We start from the raw sequence: 15,460 nt of genomic DNA, 5'->3' as shown, positions 1-15,460 counted from the left end.
GTCAGGCTGGCGCGAGGTTGGATCTACCACGCCCCATCCGCCGTTCCAGCCTCTGGCTGAACAGCGACAGCGGATAGCACATGGCGAAATAGATGACGGCGATGATGGCGTAGATGGCGAACGGCTCGAACAGCGAGTTGTTGACGATCTGGCCGGAGCGCATCAGCTCGACGAAGCCAACGACGGAGGCGAGCGAGGTGTTCTTGACGATCTGCACCATGAAGCCGACGGTGGGCGGCGTCGCGATGCGAATGGCTTGTGGCAGGATAACTTTCATCATGCGCTGGGTCCGGCTCAGCGCCAGGCCTTCGGCGGCCTCCCATTGCGGCTTCGGCACCGACTGAATGCAGCCGCGCCAGATCTCGCCGAGATAAGCGGCGACGTACAGCGTCAGCGAGGCGCCGGCAGCAGCGAGCGGCGAGACCTTGAGGCCGATCGCGGCGAGGCCGAAATAGCCGAGGAACAGGATGACGAGCAGCGGTGTGCCCTGGATGAGCTGGACATAGACGGCGCTGGCAATCCGCACCGATTTCAGCGGCGATATCCGCGCGAGCGCGATCACGAAGCCGACAATTCCGCCGCCGATCAGCGCGATCACCGACAGGCCAATGGTCCACAGCGCGCCCTGGCCGAGGAACATCAGATGATTGATGTTGAGATGTCCGCCCATGATCATCTCACAATGGCGTGCCGAGCCGGCGACGGCGCGGAAACAGCACGAGGCCGAGGCCCCAGAAGCCGGCGCGCATCACCAGCGACAGGATGACGTAGAGCACGGCGACGATGATGTAGGTCTCGAACGCGCGATAGGTATCCGACTGGATGTAGTTGGCGACGGCGGTGAGCTCCTCGGCCGAGATTTGCGAGCAGACCGAAGAGGCCAGCATCAGCAGCACGAACTGGCTGGTCAGCGCCGGATAGACCTTCTCGATCGCCGGCAGCAGGATGATGTGCCAGTAGATCTGGAGGCGCGACAGCGCCAGGCCCTCGGCCGCCTCGATCTGTCCGCGCGGGATCGCCTCGAAGCCGGCGCGCATGATCTCGGCGGTGTAGGCGCCGACATTGATCGTCAGCGCGGCCACGGCCACTGCGAAAGCGGAGAATTTCAGCCCCAGACTGGCAAGACCGAAATAGACCAGGAAGATCTGCACCAAGAGCGGCGTGTTGCGGATGGTCTCGACATAGACCTTGCAGGCGCTTGATATCAGCGCGTTGTGCGTTCCGCGCCCGACCGCCGCGAGCGTGCCGAGGAGGGCGCCGAGCACCGTCGCGAAGGCGGCAAGCTCCAGCGTGAGGACGGCGCCGGCGAGAAAGCTCGGCCAACGCTCCAGCACTGCGGGAAAGTCGAGTTGAAGGCTCATCGGCGCCCGTTCAGCCGGTTGTCTGGTTGGTCATGCGGTCGTAGACGCGGAACAGCGCCTGGTTGCCGTTGCTTCCTTCGCCATGCGCGCGCGCATCGACATACTGGCTGGTCACGAGCGCGGTGCCGGGGAGCGGCACGCTGAGCGCCTGCGCATGCTCCTGGACCAGACGAAGGTCCTTGAGCTGGAGATCGATCCGGAAGCCGGCGGAGACGTCGCCGGCGATCATCTGGGGGCCGAGCTTGTCGAGCATCCAGGAGGCGGCGGAGCCACCGAGCAGCACCCGGCGCAGCAGATTGAGATCGAGGCCCGAGGCGCGGCCAAGCGCCAGCGCCTCGCAGATCGCCTGGATGTTGATGCCGCAGATCAGCTGGTTGCAGAGCTTGACGGTCTGGCCGGCGCCCGATGCGCCGACATGCGTGATGGTGGTGCCTATCGCACGAAAGAACGGCTCGGCCTTGGCGAACGCGTCGGCGTCGCCGCCGGCCATGATCGAGAGCGCGGCATTCTTGGCGCCCACCGGCCCGCCCGAGACCGGCGCGTCGACGAAGCTGACGCCGCCCTTTTGCAGGTCGGCGTGGATCTTGCGGACCGCGACCGGCGAAATCGTGCTCATATCGATGATGAGCTTGCCTGATGGCGGCGACTTCAGCAGGCCGTGCTCGCCGTAGATGGTCGCCTCGACATGGGGCGTGTCGGGCAGCATGGTGATGACGATGTCGGCGCCTTGCGCGGCATCGGCAGGGCTGTTGGCGCGAGTCGCGCCTTCCCTGGCGCTGTCGGCAAGTGCCGCCTCATTGAGATCGAACACGCGAACTGCGTGGCCGGCCCTCAGCAAGTTGCGCACCATCTCTCGGCCCATCGTGCCGATGCCGATGAAGCCGACATTGCCCTTGTCGTTCCGTCCCATGTGATCAGTCCGTTTCTTGGTTGATTGGCTTCTTGGTTGACCGCGCTGCCGCGATCATCCCGAGGCGCTGGTCTTGTCGATGTCGCCGACGATGGCGCGCCGCCGGTACTCGTCGCCGATGGCAAAATGCTTGCGCAAGGTCGCGTCCGCCCGCTCCGGGTCGCGCGCAATCACGGCCTCGAAGATGCGGCGGTGATCGTCGATCAGATAGGTCTTCATCGACGGGAAGGCCTGCACCAGCTCACGGCGGCTGCGATGCGAATGGGTCAACAGGCCGGCCAACGAACCATGCAGGACCGTCAGCGTCTCCGAATGCGAGGCGACGACGATGGCACGGTGGAAGTCGAAGTCGGCCATGCCGCCGGCATCGGCCTCGTCGATCGTCTCGCCGATCCTCGCGAGCGCACGCTGCAGGCGTTCGAAATCGGCAATGTTGGCACGCTCGCAGGCGAGGCGGATCGCCTGGCATTCGATCGCGACGCGCGCCTGCATGACGTCGTCGAGCATGTCGGCCTGCTGGGCCAGCGCGAAGGTGAAGAAGTCGTTCAGCACCGAGACATCGGGCCGGGTCACCACTGTGCCGATGCGGTCGCGGATCTCGACGATGCCGAGCACCGTGAGGGCGCGCAGCGCCTCGCGCACGATCGGCCGGCTGACGCCCAGGAGCGTTGCCAGCTCGCGTTCCGAGATGAGGCGGTCGCCGGGCTTGAGCGAGCCCGCAAGCAGGCGTTCGCGCAGGAAGGCGAACACCTTCTCGAACCCTTTTTCGCCTTCGGTGGCCCGCTTCAGCTCCATTCCCGTCCCACTGGTCTGATCTTGGTCAGACCAGTATGCTGACCAATGGGCTGAGGTCAAGAGGTTCAGCTCTCAAGCCGGCCTCGGTTCCGGCCTTGGTCCACCGGCGGAGCGGCTTTTTGGCCGTCGATGTCGACATCGCCCAGTCCGTGATCGGGTCGTCGGGGCGGCATCGAGGCGGCGCTCGCGGCAAACTGGACGGCGAAGCTCGACTATCTCCACATCGACCTTGGCAGCACCTATTCGACGAAGACGTTCATTCTCGACAACGACGAGTTACCGATCTGACACCCGCAACAATGTCGATCGCGTCGGCTTCAATTCAGCGGACGATCCTCGCAGCGATACTGACACCCATTGCGGGGCGGAGTTTCGGAAAACGCATCTTGAAGAAATGGTCATTGGTCACGTTGCGGCGCGCTCTCCGAGTTGCCATCATCCGTGCAAACCGCGATCATGATGCCGTGACTCTCAATTCTCTCAGAAGCAATGTCCGTCGCCTCTACGAGGGCGCAACGCCGAGCGGCGTGCGCTTCCGCTACGCGCTGCTCGCCTTCGACATCGTGACGGTGCTGTTCATCATCGCGACCTCGTTCCTGCCGCCCAGCGAGATCGTTGAAACGCTCGATGTCCTGTTCGGCGTCACGTTACTTGCCGACTTCTCGGCGCGGCTTCTGGTCGATCGGCATCCGTTTCGAAAATTCAGTCAACTCGCGACTTGGGCTGACATGGTTGCGATCGTATCGTTCCTGGCACCGCTTGCCGGCGAGGCGGGCGGCTTTTTCCGGATCCTGCGAACGTTGGGCCTGCTTCGCGACTACCAGATGCTGGTGAGATTGCGCATCGATTCTCCGTTCTTCCGCCGCAACGAAGACGTCATCTTCGCCGTCACGAACCTGGCCGTTTTCATCTTCGTCATGACCGGGATCGTTTACGAGACTCAGAAGTTTCGCAACGATGAGATCCGGAACTATGCCGATGCGCTGTATTTCACCGTCACGGCGCTGACAACGACCGGCTTTGGCGACATTACCCTGCCGGGCACGCTCGGTCGTCTCATCACCGTCGTGATCATGATCTTCGGCGTGACGCTGTTCTTCAATCTCGCACGCGCTCTCCTCAGTCCCCACAAGGTGCGATTTCCGTGCCCGGCTTGCGGGCTCCAGAGGCACGATGCCGACGCCGTGCATTGCAAGGCCTGTGGCGTTGTTCTCAATATTCCCGACGAAGGCGCCACCTGAATCCCCGACGGAGGCATCGTGCCGGTGTTTTGCCCGACGGCAGGCAGGTCGAATTGCGGAATCAGTAACTCATTGATCCGACAGCGGTCGGCTACTGTGCATGGGGTTGTTTTTCATATTTTGGTTGAGGCGTCCTGCTGCTGACAGCATGTTGGCAGCAGGAGCTGGCTATGCCCCAGCTCTGACACAACGGGGAGCGGGTCATGCCGATCGAGGCAAGTTGTCATTGCGGTGAGACGGTGTTCGAGGTGACGGAGGTGCCTTCGAGCGTGACGCGCTGCACCTGCTCGCTCTGTGCCAAGCGCGGCGCGCTGTGGGCCTATTACACGCCGGCGCAGTTTCGTCTGCTGTCACCGCCGGACAATGTCGCGACCTATCTTTGGGGTAGCCGCACCGTCAAACATCATTTCTGTGCAAGCTGCGGCTGCGGCACCTATTCGGAGTCGCCGGACTGGTCGACCGGCAAGCCGGATTTCGACAATCCCAAGGTCGCGGTGAACGCGCGTCTGTTCGACGATTTCGATCTGGAGGCGGTGCCGGTCAACATGATCGACGGCAAGAACTTGTGGTGAGCATGCATGCGTGCCGATGTCCGCAGCACGTTCGTGCTCTTGTCGACAGTTCCTACACCATGGGGCTGGATGCGGGGACGGCGCAGCTTCTGCAAAAGGCGGCGTGGGAGACGGTGCAGGACTATTACGGGCGCTGAACTCGCGTGATCTCGTAGGGTGGGCAAAGGCGCACTTGCGCCGTGCCCACCATCTGTCTCCGTAAGCCGGGATTGCGCGGGCACGCTTCCGCGTTCGCTCGTCGAGCTACGGCGGACAAGTCGCTTTGCCCACCCTACGGCACCTCACGTTGAGGCTATTTCAACACCACCCACGCCGGCGCGTGATCGCTGGCGCCATCCTCGCCACGGACCTTCTTGTCGACGCCGGACTTGGCCAGGCGCGGGGCGAGGGCAGGGCTGAGCAGGAGATGATCGAGCCGCAGCCCCGCATCGCGCGGCCAGCGGTTCCGCTTGTAGTCCCAGAACGTGTAGATGCGTTGCTCCGGATGCAGCTCGCGGATCGCATCGCACCAGCCTTGCTCGACCAGCGAAGCAAAGGCTGCGCGGCTCTTTGGCTGGATCAGCGCATCCTTGTCCCATGAGCGCGTCGGATAGATGTCGATCTCTGTAGGCGCGACGTTGTAGTCGCCGGCGAGCACGACCGGCAGATCCTGCTTGATGAAGCTCTTGGCGTGGCGCCTGAGGCGCGCGAACCAGTCCAGCTTGTAGTCGAATTTCGGTCCCGGCTGCGGATTGCCGTTCGGCAAATAGATGCTGGTGACGATGATCCCGCGCACGGCGGCTTCGATGTAGCGGGCTTCGAGATCGCTCGGTTTTCCAGGCAGGCGGTCGTGGGTGAGAATGGGCTCTGCATTGCGGGCGAGGATGGCGACACCATTCCAGGCCTTCTGTCCGCGCCACACCGCGCCATAGCCGGCCTTTTCGATCGCGGCCGCCGGAAATTCGCCATCACTTGCCTTCAATTCCTGAAGCGCGACGACATCGGGCTTTGCGGCGCGCAGCCATGCCAACAGATTGGGCAGGCGGCGGTTGACGTTGTTGATGTTGAATGTCGCGATCTTCATGTAGAGCTACCGGCTCCTGCCTTCCGTACCCGGAGATACAATGTCCAAGTTGAACTTTGCCGCCATCATCGTCGCCCTCGCGTTCTCCGGGGCCGCGTCGGCACAATCGTCCGACCCGCGCGGCGCGTGCAAGGCAGACTATGACAAATTCTGCGCCGGCATCGCGCCGGGTGGAGGGCGCGTCGTCGCCTGCCTCACCGACAAGCACGACCAGCTCAGCGCGACCTGCAAGGCGGCGCTGGACAACAGGAAGAAGAAGTAAGCGATCCCTTCCGTGTCCCGGACGCGCGCAGCGCGAGCCGGGACACGGAAGGCGACACGGTCAGATGTAGAGAGATGGGCCCCGGCTCTGCAGCGCATTACGCCGTGAAGTGCGGCGCGCTGCGCCACGTCCGAAGCAAGAGAGTTCAGCCCGGCAGCGGCGGCGGGGCCGCCGGCTGCTCGAGCGGCGGCGGGGAGGGCGGCTGCTCGGCGGTCTGCGCGGCCGCCGGCTTCACCAGCGGCTCCTCCACATTGCCGCCCTTGTAGAGGCGGGCGTAGCGGTGGCCGAGGCTGGTCAGCACCTCATAACCGATGGTGCCGAAATGATGCGCGAGCTCGTCGACGGTGATGCCCTCGCCGAGCAGCGTCACCATGTGGCCGCGCCGCGCTGCATTCGGCGGCAGATCGGTGATGTCGATCGCGATCAGATCCATGGAGACGCGGCCGGCGACCGGGCAGCGCTTGCCGGCGACGATAACCTCGGCGCCGCGGGTGCCGTCATTGGAGCTGGCGGCGCGGAAATAGCCGTCGGCATAACCGACCGCGATGATCGCCAGTTTCGTCGGCCGCCGCGCGGTCCAAGTGCCGCCATAGCCGACGGTTTCGCCGCGTTCGATGGTGCGGATCTGCACGATGCGCGCCTTGAGGTCGACCACCGGCTGCATCGGATTGTCGGCCTCCGGCGTCGGGTTGACGCCGTAGAGCGCAGCGCCCGGCCGCACCATATCGAACTGGAAGGGTGCGCCGAGGAAGATGCCGGAGGAATTGGCGAGCGCCGCCGGCACGCCGGAGAATTCGCTGGCGATGCCGCGGAAGGACGCCAGCTGCTTGGCGTTCACCGGGCTGTTGAGCTGCTCGGCCGAGACCAGATGGCTCATCACCAGCGTGATGCCGTGATCACCGGCATTGATGCGGGGGATGATGGCCTGCGCTTCCGATAGCGTCAGGCCGAGCCGGTTCATGCCGGTGTCGATGTGAACCGCCGTGCCCCCGGTCCAACCGGTGCGGCGACAGAACACGTCCCATTCGGCGAGCTCGTTGAGGTCGCCGATGACAGGACGGCAATTGATCTTGGCGTAGTGCTCGCCGGTGTTCTGGAAATAGCCGCCGAGCACGTAGATCGTGGGTTCCGGCACGGCTGCGCGCACCTTGCGCGCTTCCTCGATGGTGGCGACGAAAAAGGTCTTGCAGCCGGCCTTGCTCAGCGCGCGCGCGACCTCGGCGGCGCCGCAGCCATAGGCATCGGCCTTGATCACCGCCGAGCATTCGGCCGGCACCGCGGTCTTCTCGAGCTTGCGCCAATTGGCAATGATGGCGTCGAGGTCGACGGTCAGTACGCCGCCATAGGCAGCGAGCGCGGCAGCCTGGTTGGCCTCCGCGGAGAGAAGGCCAGATTGTGAGATGGTTTTCGGGTCGGACGCCATTGTCATGACGCCGTTTTACGCAAGAGGCAGGTCCTGTTCAAGGAACTCAGTAGTCGTTGCCGCTGCGAACCGGAAGCTGACTGTCAGGGGCGAGGTCGCCAAACCGCGTGACCGAGGCTTCGAAGGCCAGGTCGACGGTGCCTGTGGGGCCGTGACGCTGCTTGCCGATGATGACCTCGGCCTTTCCGTGCGCAAGACTCATGTCAAGCTGCCACTTCTCGTGTTCAGGCGTGCCCGGGCGCGGCTCCTTCATGGCGAGGTAATATTCCTCACGATACACGAACAGCACGACGTCGGCGTCCTGCTCGATCGAGCCGGATTCACGAAGGTCCGAGAGCTGCGGCCGCTTGTCGTCGCGGGATTCGACCTGTCGTGAAAGCTGCGACAGCGCGATGACGGGAACGTTGAGTTCCTTCGCCAGCGCCTTCAGGCTGGTCGTGATCTCCGTGATTTCCTGCACGCGATTATCGCTCCGCTTGCCCGAGCCCGACAGCAGCTGGATGTAGTCGATCACGAGCAGGTCGAGGCCCTTCTGCCGCTTCAGCCGGCGCGCGCGCGCCATCAGCTGCGCGATCGAAAGGCCGCCGGTCGCGTCGACATAGAACGGCAGCGATTGCAGCTCGATCGAGACCTCCCGGATCTTCTCAAAATCGGCTTCCGAGATGCCGCCGCGGCGGATGTGGGAGGAGGGAACGCCGGTGCGCTCGGCCACGATACGGGTCGCGAGCTGGTCGGCCGACATTTCACAGGAGAAGAAGCCGATCACGCCGCCATTGGCGGCCTTCGTGGTGCCGTCGGCCTGGAGTTCCGGAACATAGGCTTGCGCGACATTGTAGGCGATGTTGGTCGCCAGCGAAGTCTTGCCCATGCCGGGACGGCCCGCGACGATGATGAGGTCGGAGTGCTGCAGGCCGCCCATCTTGGTGTCGAGGTCGCGCATGCCCGTCGAGATGCCGGACAGCTTGCCGTCGCGCTGAAACGCCTTCGCAGCGAGATCGACCGCGACCGCCAGCGCCTGCGAGAATTTCTGGAATCCGCCGTCATAGCGGCCGGATTCGGCGAGTTCGTAGAGACGGCGCTCTGCGTCCTCGATCTGCGCTCGCGGCGCGAAATCGACAGGGGCGTCATAGGCGACATTGACCATGTCCTCGCCGATGCCGATGAGGTCGCGTCGCAGCGCCAGGTCATAGATGGTGCGGCCGTAGTCCTGGGCATTGATGATGGTGGTCGCTTCGGCCGCGAGGCGCGCCAGATACTGCCCGATGGTCATACCGCCGACATCGGTGTCGGCGGGCAGGAACGTCTTCAGCGTCACGGGCGTGGCGATCTTGCCCATCCGGATCAGGCTGCCGGCAGTCTCGTAGATGGTCTGGTGCAGCGGCTCGAAATAATGCTTCGGCTCGAGGAAGTCGGAGACACGGTAGAACGCATCGTTGTTGACCAGGATTGCGCCCAGCAGGCTCTGTTCCGCTTCGATATTATGCGGCGCGCTCCGATAGGCGGGAGTTCCGGGCTCGGGTGCGAGTTTGAGGACGTTCGAATCAGTCAGGGCCATGGTCGGACGTGCTTAGCAATTTTCTTGGGCGGATGCGGGGCCGGGATAAAGCGCCGCCTCGGTGCAAAGCGGAAGCGAAAGCTGACCGCTATCAACCGCTCAGTTAAAATGGTGGATGATTTGCGCTCGCAGCACGCGTCGCGCTTGACGGATTTTTGCGGAACTCGTCCCGGCCAGGATGCGGCCGCGACCGCGCCATGGAAAAATCCTGAACCATGAACCTTATGGCATGAACCTGATGGATTGGCGCGCAGACGAATCCAGAGGCGCGCGAAATGACGCACGCTGGCGGCCTTGGGCTCGCCTTCAGACCAGCAGGAGGTAGACCAGCGCAACCAGAGCCGCCCCGACGCCGGTAACGATCAGGGCGTAATCGGTGCGGAGGTCGTCCTGCACGTCGAATGAGGTTTGGGTCTCTTTGCTCATGGCGACGGTCTAGGCCAGGCCCGACCAGACTTATGTGAATTGGATCACATCTCCCCGGAATCTTTCGGGGGTAAGACGGGAACAGGCAGGCGGGGGAGGGAATTGTCTCCCGCGATCCGTCAACAGGGAACGAGGCAGGCGATGCGGCCAGAACGGCAGCACCAGATTTGGCGGAGCGAGGCAGGTAGCCGGCTTTGGCTCTCAGGGCTGATTGCGGCCATGGAGCACGCGGAACGGCCGGAAATACGTCGCCAGCCTGTCGCCCGGGAAATCCTGGTTGAGCTGAAGGCGCAACTGGCGTTAACAGCCAGTTTCCGCTCCTCCCAAATTTCGACCCTGCGTCACTAGGACCTGTTCACCAGACCAGGACCTATTCACCAGCCAATTTCAGCCTGGGCTTGCTCGTGCGTTCGCGAGCTCGCAGCCGGGCTTCTTCACGCGGCATGTAGTCGCGGGTCATCGGCACCACGCCCTGGCGCCGGGTGAGCTGGATCTGGAAGTTCATCATGGCTTGCTTGCGGAACGTCATCTCGCAGGCCGCCAGATAGAATTCCCACATCAGCGCGAAGCGCTCGTCGTAGAGCTGCACGGCCTCCTCGCGCCGCGCCATGAAACGTTCCCGCCAGGCCTTCAGCGTCTCCGCGTAATGCAGGCGCAGGATCTCGATATCGCAGACCAGGAGGCCGGCGCGCTCGATCGCCGGCAGCACCTCCGACAGCGCCGGGATGTAGCCGCCAGGGAAGATGTATTTGGCGATCCAGGGATTGGTCGAGTCCGGGCCCTGCGAACGGCCGATCGCGTGTAGCAGCATGATGCCGTTTTCGCTCAACAGCTCGGCGCAGCGTTGGAAGTAGGTGTCGTAGAAGCGGGCGCCGACATGCTCGAGCATGCCGACCGAGACGATGCGGTCGAACGGGCCTTCGACGTCGCGATAGTCCTGGAGCAGGAATCTGGCCGAGCCGGTCAGGCGCTTTTCGGCCGCGCGCGCGTTGGCGAGCTGCAACTGCTCGCTCGACAGCGTCACGCCGGTGACGTCGGCGCCGGCGATCTCGGCGAGGTAGAGCCCGAGCCCGCCCCAGCCGGAGCCGATGTCGAGGACGCGCTGGCCGGGCCTGACCAGCAGCTTTGCGGCGATGTGCCGTTTCTTGGCGAGCTGCGCGTCGTCGAGCGTCGCGTCCTGCGTCTCGAAATAGGCGCAGCTATATTGCTTGTCGGCGTCCAGGAAGAGCGAATAGAGCCGGGCATCGAGATCATAGTGATGCGCGACGTTGTGGCGGGAGCGCGAGCGCGGATTGAATTGCTTCAGATGCCGCGTCAGGTAGCGCAGGCGCCACCAGGGTTTTGCCCACTGCGGCAATAGGTCGGGTTGATCGAGCAGGATCGCGAGGGCATCAGCTATGGTGCCGCGCTCGACGACGAACTCGCCGTCCATATAGGCCTCGCCAAGCCCGAGCTCGGGATTGACGAGGATCTTCCGCTCCGCCTCCGCGGTGACGAAGCGCACCGCGACCGGCTCGCCAGTGCCGTCGCCGACGGTGAACTTCGATCCGCGCGAGCCGGTCACCGTCATCGTGCCGCGGCGGATGAATTGAGATAGAAATCTACGCAACAAGAGGTCCATCGACACCTTCCTCTCGAGCGAACCCGAAGGGATGCGACTAACCCGGCCTTCACTTCTGACGCCCAGGTGACGCAGCGGTTCCTATGCGCTTGCATCCAAATTTAGGGAGGCAGGATCGGCTACGCTAATGCGCTGAGTTCACAGCCGATATTCGCAAACCGCTTAATCACATCCTTGCGCGTGGTGCCTGCTTCCATTCGTGGCTCAATCGGATAAAAGGTGACCGCTGCCGCGCCGGACGCCGGCTGCACCTCTCGGAATTCAATGGAGATGATGGGAATGTCGAGCCGAGCGCTCAGCCTCGCGACGGTATTGCTTCTGATCGGCTTCGGCGCGGCCGATACCGCTTTTGCGCAGGTGACTAACCTCGAGGCCGGCAAAACCCCGTCCCAGCTTTTCGCGCAGACCTGCAATGCGTGCCACAAGAGCCCGCGCGGACTTCTGAAGTCCGTCGCGCCGGGCTCGCTGCCGGGCTTCCTGCGCCAGCACTACACCACGAGCTCGGACATGGCGGGCATCCTCGCCTCCTATCTCGTCTCCAACGGTGCCACCGACACCCGCTACCAGGCCAAGGACGGCAAGAAGGACGGCGCCAGGGAGAAGGACGCCAGCACCAATCCCGAGCATCAGGGCCGCCGCCCGCGCGCCCAGGACGCGGCCAAGCCGGACGGCGAGGCTGCTGCTCCCGCAGCCGAGGGTGCGCGCCAGAAGCGCGCCGCACGCCCGGCCGAGGAGGGCACGAAGCCCGAGGGACAGGCTGCGCCCGAGGGACGCAAGAGCAAGCGCCGCGCCAAGCCCGGCACCGAGGAGGCGCCGAAGATCGATGCCGCCGCGCCAGCCACTGACGAGAAGAAGAGCGAGCCCAAGCTTGAATCCAAGTCCGAGTCCAAGCCCGACACGGCCAAGGTCGAGCCCGGTCGCGACGAGGCCAAGCCCGACAGCGGCAAGGCATCCGAGAAGCCCGTTGAGACCAGGCCCGACAGCGCCAAGGTCGAGCCCCGCGGCAGCGAAGCTCCGGCGCTGCGGCCCGATCCGGTCCCGGCGGTAACGCCGGCTGCTCCGGCCGCCGCGAAGCCTGCCGAGCCAGTCGCACCCAAGCCGGCGGAAGAGGCTGCTCCCAAGCCGGCCGCGCCTGCGGCCAGCTCCGAACCGGCGGCCAAGCCGCAGCCCGCACCGCCCGCGACCGCTGCAGCTCCACCTGCTGCGCCGGCCGAGCAGTCCGGTCCGCCAACGCCGCCTATCTCGCGCTAAGCCAGCGACGTTTTTGATCGACATGCGGAGGCCGCGTTCATCGCGGCCTCCGCATTGCATTGACCGCTCCTAGAGTATTGCTCTAGAGTGCTACTCTAGGGGGCCTCAATGACAGCGAGCGTGCGGGACGACCTGTTGGCAGCCGGGCTGATCGTGTTCGACCGCGTCGGCTTCGAAGCCGCGACGGTGGCGGCGATCCGCACCCGGGCGCGCGCCTCCAATGGCAGCTTCTTTCACGCCTTCGGCTCGAAGAAGGAGCTTGCCGGTGCGCTGTTTCTTGAGGTCTTGCGGCACTATCACGCCGCGGTGCTGGCGGCGCTCGATCCCGTGCCCGATGCGGAGCAGGGCATCGACCGGCTGATCCGGGCACATCTTGAGTGGGTCGTGACCAGCCGGCGCGAGGCGCGCTACCTGTTCGAGATTTCGCGGAGCGAGTGGGGCGAGGAAGTTCGCGACGCCCAGCGCGCGCAGAATGCGCGGCTCGCCGACGGCATCGAGCGCTGGCGCGCGCCGCTGGTTGCAAATGGCGAGCTCTTGCCGATGACGCCGGTGATGTTCGTCAGCCAGCTCATCGGTCCCGCGCAAATCTTCTGCCGTGCGTTCCTGTCGGGACGCGACCGCGCCGATCCGCGCGTCGAGGCCGATACGCTGATCGCCTGCGCAGTCCGCGCGCTGGTCCCGCCCGATCGCATCAACAAACAATAAGGAGAGCCGCATGCGCAACGACGCAGATCCTGAATTTGCACCGATCGCCGAGCACATCCATGCCAATGTCGGCCGGCAGGGTTTCATGAACCTGGTCGGCGCCGAGCTCTCGGAATTGTCGCGCGGCACCTGCACCATCGCCGTGGACCGCCGGCCGGAACTGCTGCAGCAGCACGGCTTCTTCCACGGCGGCGTCACCGCCTTTCTGGTCGACAACGCCACGACGATCGCAGCCGCGACCTCGCGCGGCCAGCCGGCCCTGACGGCGGAATACAAGCTCAACCTGCTGTCGCCCGCGGTCGGCGAGAAGCTGATCTGCCGTGCCCGGGTGATCAAGCCGGGCCGCCAGGTGTCGGTGGTTGCGGCCGACGTGTTCTGTGTCAGCGGCGGTGTCGAGAAGCACACGGCAACGGCGCTGGCCTCGATCGCGATGTTGAGCGAGGACGTCGCCGCCAAAACGAAAAGCCCGGCCGCCTGAGGCGACCGGGCCTTAATCGTGCCCGTCATTCCGGGATGGGGCGCAAGCGCCAGACCCGGAATCTCGAGATTCCGGGTCTGGTCCTTCGGACCATCCCGGAATGACGAGTTGAGCCGCTTACTTCTCTTCCGCGGCCGGCGCCGGCGCGACGTCGTCGTGCTCGGCTTCCGGATCGAAGAACTCGCCGGCGGCGGCGATCGCCTCGGCGGCTGCGTCGCGGTCCTCGTTGCGGGTCGAGATGTCCTCGCCGCGGTTGATGCGCTCGGCCTCGTCCTGGCTGCGCGCGACCGTCACGGTGATCTCGACCTCGACCTCGGGGTGGACGGCGACGGTGATCGCGTGCTTGCCGATGGTCTTGATCGGCGCGTCGAGCTGGATCTGCGGGCGGGCGAGCGAAACGCCATCGGCCTCGAACGCGATGACGATGTCACGCACGTTGACCGAGCCGAACAGCTGGCCGGCTTCCGAGGCCTGACGGATCACGATGATGTTCTTGCCTTCGATCTTCTCGGCGACCTTGGCAGCTTCGCCCTTCGAGGCGAGGTTGCGGGCCTCGAGCTCGGCCTTCATGCCGTCATACTTGGCACGGTTGTCGGCGGTGGCGCGCAACGCCTTGCCGCGCTTGAGCAGGAAATTGCGGGCATAGCCGTCGCGAACCTTCACGACTTCGCCCATCTGGCCGAGCTTGTTGACGCGTTCCAGCAAAATGACTTCCATATTCGTTCTCCTTTTGAAGTGCTCTGTAAGGTTTCGGTTTCGGGTTGAACTCAAGGGGTCGGCAGCGGCGGCGGTTGCCGGCTGCGCAGGAAGCGTTCGCGGAAGCCGAACACGGCATCCGCAAGGCCGAGGATCACCATCGCGATCACGGGCCATCCGAACACGACCACGGCGGCATAGGCCGAGCCGAGCCAGAAGGTGCGGCTCTTCAGTGCCAGCGTGAGCGTATGCAGCACGGCAAAGCCGGTTACCGCATAGCCCATCATGAGCGCGGCCGCGGTGATCTGGGCGACGATCGCGAGCAGCCCGCCGGTGAAGCAGAAGGCGAGCGCGATGCACAGCGCCACCAGCGTCATCGGCGGCAGCTCGGCCGTCCTCATATCCGGCCACGGGCGTCGCAACCGGCCCGACGTCGCCGTGACCTTGGCGCTGAGCCAGAGGTTGAGGGTCAGCGTCATCATCGCGATGATGGTGGCTCCGGCTGGTGCGATCCGCACCAGCGCGTCGACGAACTGTCCGGCTTCGCCGGAGCTTTGCGGGTCGGTGGCCCGGAGCAGGCGCATCAGGCCGCGTCGCAGCGTGCCGATGATGGTCTCGGCGTCGGTCCCGAGCGTGAGCAGGGCGGCGAGCGTGGTCAGCGTGGCGAAGCCCGCGAGCCACAGCAGGATGCGGCCGACCGGATACCATTCGAGCTCGGGCTCGGCGGGCGCGGTGGCGTCAGGCGCGACATGTCCCACGGCAACCTTTCCCACAGGACGGCTGAGCAGCACGAGATGGCCGAGCCACCACGCCGGCAGCGCGACAGTGAGGGCGAATGCGATGCAATAGGGCAGGCCGAACAGGGCACCGAGGCCGATTGCAGCAGCGATGCCGCCGAGGCTTGCGCAAAGCGGTCCCCAGCCGATCGCGGCGACCATCAGCGGCAGCGGTGCGAGATAGAACAGGACGAGCGAGATCAGCGCGCCCGAAATGATCGAGGCGAACATCAGGGCCGACGCAGCCCCGGCGATCAAGGCTATCAGCACAAAGGCCATCATCAGCTGTCCCGCTCCCTTCGAGCGGTTAGAGGCATCTCGCCCC

Annotated in this window: 15 protein-coding genes and 1 pseudogene; 6 read left to right on the top strand and 10 right to left on the bottom strand. The window is 64.8% G+C overall.

All coding sequences use genetic code 11. The features are described from left to right. Window position 1: 1 nt before the first annotated feature. From GGD65_RS27095 to GGD65_RS27080, 4 genes and pseudogenes are all read right to left on the bottom strand, one after another. Window positions 2-670, bottom strand: a complete 669-nt coding sequence (locus GGD65_RS27095) for an amino acid ABC transporter permease (RefSeq protein WP_026201880.1) — start codon at window positions 668-670, stop codon at window positions 2-4. A gap of 7 nt (window positions 671-677) precedes the next feature. Further along, a complete protein-coding gene (locus GGD65_RS27090; protein WP_183237176.1) occupies window positions 678-1,361 on the bottom strand; it encodes an amino acid ABC transporter permease in 684 nt (227 codons plus the stop codon). Window positions 1,362-1,371: 10 nt separating this feature from the next. Next, a pseudogene (locus GGD65_RS27085) lies at window positions 1,372-2,274 on the bottom strand (NAD(P)-dependent oxidoreductase); the annotation flags it as partial. A gap of 51 nt (window positions 2,275-2,325) precedes the next feature. Next, the gene (locus GGD65_RS27080) at window positions 2,326-3,066 is read right to left on the bottom strand and encodes a FadR/GntR family transcriptional regulator (protein ID WP_183237174.1); all 741 of its coding nucleotides are present in this window, start codon (window positions 3,064-3,066) and stop codon (window positions 2,326-2,328) included. A 464-nt stretch (window positions 3,067-3,530) separates the two neighbouring features. Between GGD65_RS27080 and GGD65_RS27075 the strand changes: the two genes are divergently transcribed. Beyond that, on the top strand, window positions 3,531-4,307 hold the full coding sequence (locus GGD65_RS27075; RefSeq protein WP_026201879.1) for a potassium channel family protein: 777 nt from the start codon (window positions 3,531-3,533) through the stop codon (window positions 4,305-4,307). A gap of 203 nt (window positions 4,308-4,510) precedes the next feature. Further along, the gene (locus GGD65_RS27070) at window positions 4,511-4,879 is read left to right on the top strand and encodes a GFA family protein (RefSeq protein WP_038946492.1); all 369 of its coding nucleotides are present in this window, start codon (window positions 4,511-4,513) and stop codon (window positions 4,877-4,879) included. Window positions 4,880-5,171: 292 nt separating this feature from the next. Here GGD65_RS27070 and GGD65_RS27065 read toward each other — a convergent pair whose 3' ends face one another. Beyond that, a complete protein-coding gene (locus GGD65_RS27065; protein WP_183237173.1) occupies window positions 5,172-5,942 on the bottom strand; it encodes an exodeoxyribonuclease III in 771 nt (256 codons plus the stop codon). 40 nt (window positions 5,943-5,982) lie between these two features. Here GGD65_RS27065 and GGD65_RS27060 point away from each other — a divergent pair, with 40 nt between their 5' ends. Further along, window positions 5,983-6,204, top strand: coding sequence for a cysteine rich repeat-containing protein (locus GGD65_RS27060; protein WP_092252808.1), 222 nt, complete (start codon window positions 5,983-5,985; stop codon window positions 6,202-6,204). 145 nt (window positions 6,205-6,349) lie between these two features. On the opposite strand, the gene alr is transcribed toward GGD65_RS27060, so the two are convergent. The 3 genes from alr to GGD65_RS27045 all read right to left on the bottom strand — a co-directional run bounded on the left by alr (window position 6,350) and on the right by GGD65_RS27045 (window position 11,229). Continuing rightward, the gene (gene alr, locus GGD65_RS27055; RefSeq protein ID WP_183237292.1) at window positions 6,350-7,627 is read right to left on the bottom strand and encodes an alanine racemase; all 1,278 of its coding nucleotides are present in this window, start codon (window positions 7,625-7,627) and stop codon (window positions 6,350-6,352) included. 46 nt (window positions 7,628-7,673) lie between these two features. Further along, window positions 7,674-9,182 carry a replicative DNA helicase gene (locus GGD65_RS27050; RefSeq protein ID WP_018317583.1) on the bottom strand — a complete coding sequence of 503 codons (1,509 nt, stop codon included), beginning with the start codon at window positions 9,180-9,182 and terminating at the stop codon, window positions 7,674-7,676. A 796-nt stretch (window positions 9,183-9,978) separates the two neighbouring features. Continuing rightward, window positions 9,979-11,229, bottom strand: coding sequence for a cyclopropane-fatty-acyl-phospholipid synthase family protein (locus GGD65_RS27045; RefSeq protein ID WP_183237172.1), 1,251 nt, complete (start codon window positions 11,227-11,229; stop codon window positions 9,979-9,981). 279 nt (window positions 11,230-11,508) lie between these two features. On the opposite strand from GGD65_RS27045, the gene GGD65_RS27040 reads away from it, so the two are divergent. The 3 genes from GGD65_RS27040 to GGD65_RS27030 all read left to right on the top strand — a co-directional run bounded on the left by GGD65_RS27040 (window position 11,509) and on the right by GGD65_RS27030 (window position 13,663). Next, window positions 11,509-12,480, top strand: a complete 972-nt coding sequence (locus tag GGD65_RS27040; protein WP_183237171.1) for a hypothetical protein — start codon at window positions 11,509-11,511, stop codon at window positions 12,478-12,480. A gap of 108 nt (window positions 12,481-12,588) precedes the next feature. After that, window positions 12,589-13,185, top strand: a complete 597-nt coding sequence (locus tag GGD65_RS27035; RefSeq protein WP_183237170.1) for a TetR/AcrR family transcriptional regulator — start codon at window positions 12,589-12,591, stop codon at window positions 13,183-13,185. A 10-nt stretch (window positions 13,186-13,195) separates the two neighbouring features. Continuing rightward, complete coding sequence (locus GGD65_RS27030) at window positions 13,196-13,663, top strand: PaaI family thioesterase (protein ID WP_018317578.1); 468 nt, start codon at window positions 13,196-13,198, stop codon at window positions 13,661-13,663. A gap of 117 nt (window positions 13,664-13,780) precedes the next feature. On the opposite strand, the gene rplI is transcribed toward GGD65_RS27030, so the two are convergent. Then, window positions 13,781-14,380, bottom strand: coding sequence for a 50S ribosomal protein L9 (rplI, locus tag GGD65_RS27025; RefSeq protein WP_018317577.1), 600 nt, complete (start codon window positions 14,378-14,380; stop codon window positions 13,781-13,783). Window positions 14,381-14,430: 50 nt separating this feature from the next. Continuing rightward, complete coding sequence (locus GGD65_RS27020; RefSeq protein ID WP_092252820.1) at window positions 14,431-15,417, bottom strand: hypothetical protein; 987 nt, start codon at window positions 15,415-15,417, stop codon at window positions 14,431-14,433. Between the last annotated feature and the right edge of the window lie 43 nt (window positions 15,418-15,460).

It is taken from the genome of Bradyrhizobium sp. CIR18, assembly GCF_014198295.1.
Taxonomy (GTDB): Bacteria; Pseudomonadota; Alphaproteobacteria; order Rhizobiales; family Xanthobacteraceae; genus Bradyrhizobium.
The sequence above is the reverse complement of the archived record's forward strand: the minus strand, read 5'-3'. Positions and strand labels throughout refer to the sequence as shown.

Coding starts and splice junctions, on each gene's coding strand:
- GGD65_RS27095 (WP_026201880.1), bottom strand. CDS start 670: ATGGGCGGACATCTCAACATCAATCATCTGATGTTCCTCGGCCAGGGC.
- GGD65_RS27090 (WP_183237176.1), bottom strand. CDS start 1,361: ATGAGCCTTCAACTCGACTTTCCCGCAGTGCTGGAGCGTTGGCCGAGC.
- GGD65_RS27080 (WP_183237174.1), bottom strand. CDS start 3,066: ATGGAGCTGAAGCGGGCCACCGAAGGCGAAAAAGGGTTCGAGAAGGTG.
- GGD65_RS27070 (WP_038946492.1), top strand. CDS start 4,511: ATGCCGATCGAGGCAAGTTGTCATTGCGGTGAGACGGTGTTCGAGGTG.
- GGD65_RS27065 (WP_183237173.1), bottom strand. CDS start 5,942: ATGAAGATCGCGACATTCAACATCAACAACGTCAACCGCCGCCTGCCC.
- GGD65_RS27060 (WP_092252808.1), top strand. CDS start 5,983: ATGTCCAAGTTGAACTTTGCCGCCATCATCGTCGCCCTCGCGTTCTCC.
- alr (WP_183237292.1), bottom strand. CDS start 7,627: ATGGCGTCCGACCCGAAAACCATCTCACAATCTGGCCTTCTCTCCGCG.
- GGD65_RS27050 (WP_018317583.1), bottom strand. CDS start 9,182: ATGGCCCTGACTGATTCGAACGTCCTCAAACTCGCACCCGAGCCCGGA.
- GGD65_RS27045 (WP_183237172.1), bottom strand. CDS start 11,229: ATGGACCTCTTGTTGCGTAGATTTCTATCTCAATTCATCCGCCGCGGC.
- GGD65_RS27040 (WP_183237171.1), top strand. CDS start 11,509: ATGTCGAGCCGAGCGCTCAGCCTCGCGACGGTATTGCTTCTGATCGGC.
- GGD65_RS27035 (WP_183237170.1), top strand. CDS start 12,589: ATGACAGCGAGCGTGCGGGACGACCTGTTGGCAGCCGGGCTGATCGTG.
- GGD65_RS27030 (WP_018317578.1), top strand. CDS start 13,196: ATGCGCAACGACGCAGATCCTGAATTTGCACCGATCGCCGAGCACATC.
- rplI (WP_018317577.1), bottom strand. CDS start 14,380: ATGGAAGTCATTTTGCTGGAACGCGTCAACAAGCTCGGCCAGATGGGC.
- GGD65_RS27020 (WP_092252820.1), bottom strand. CDS start 15,417: ATGATGGCCTTTGTGCTGATAGCCTTGATCGCCGGGGCTGCGTCGGCC.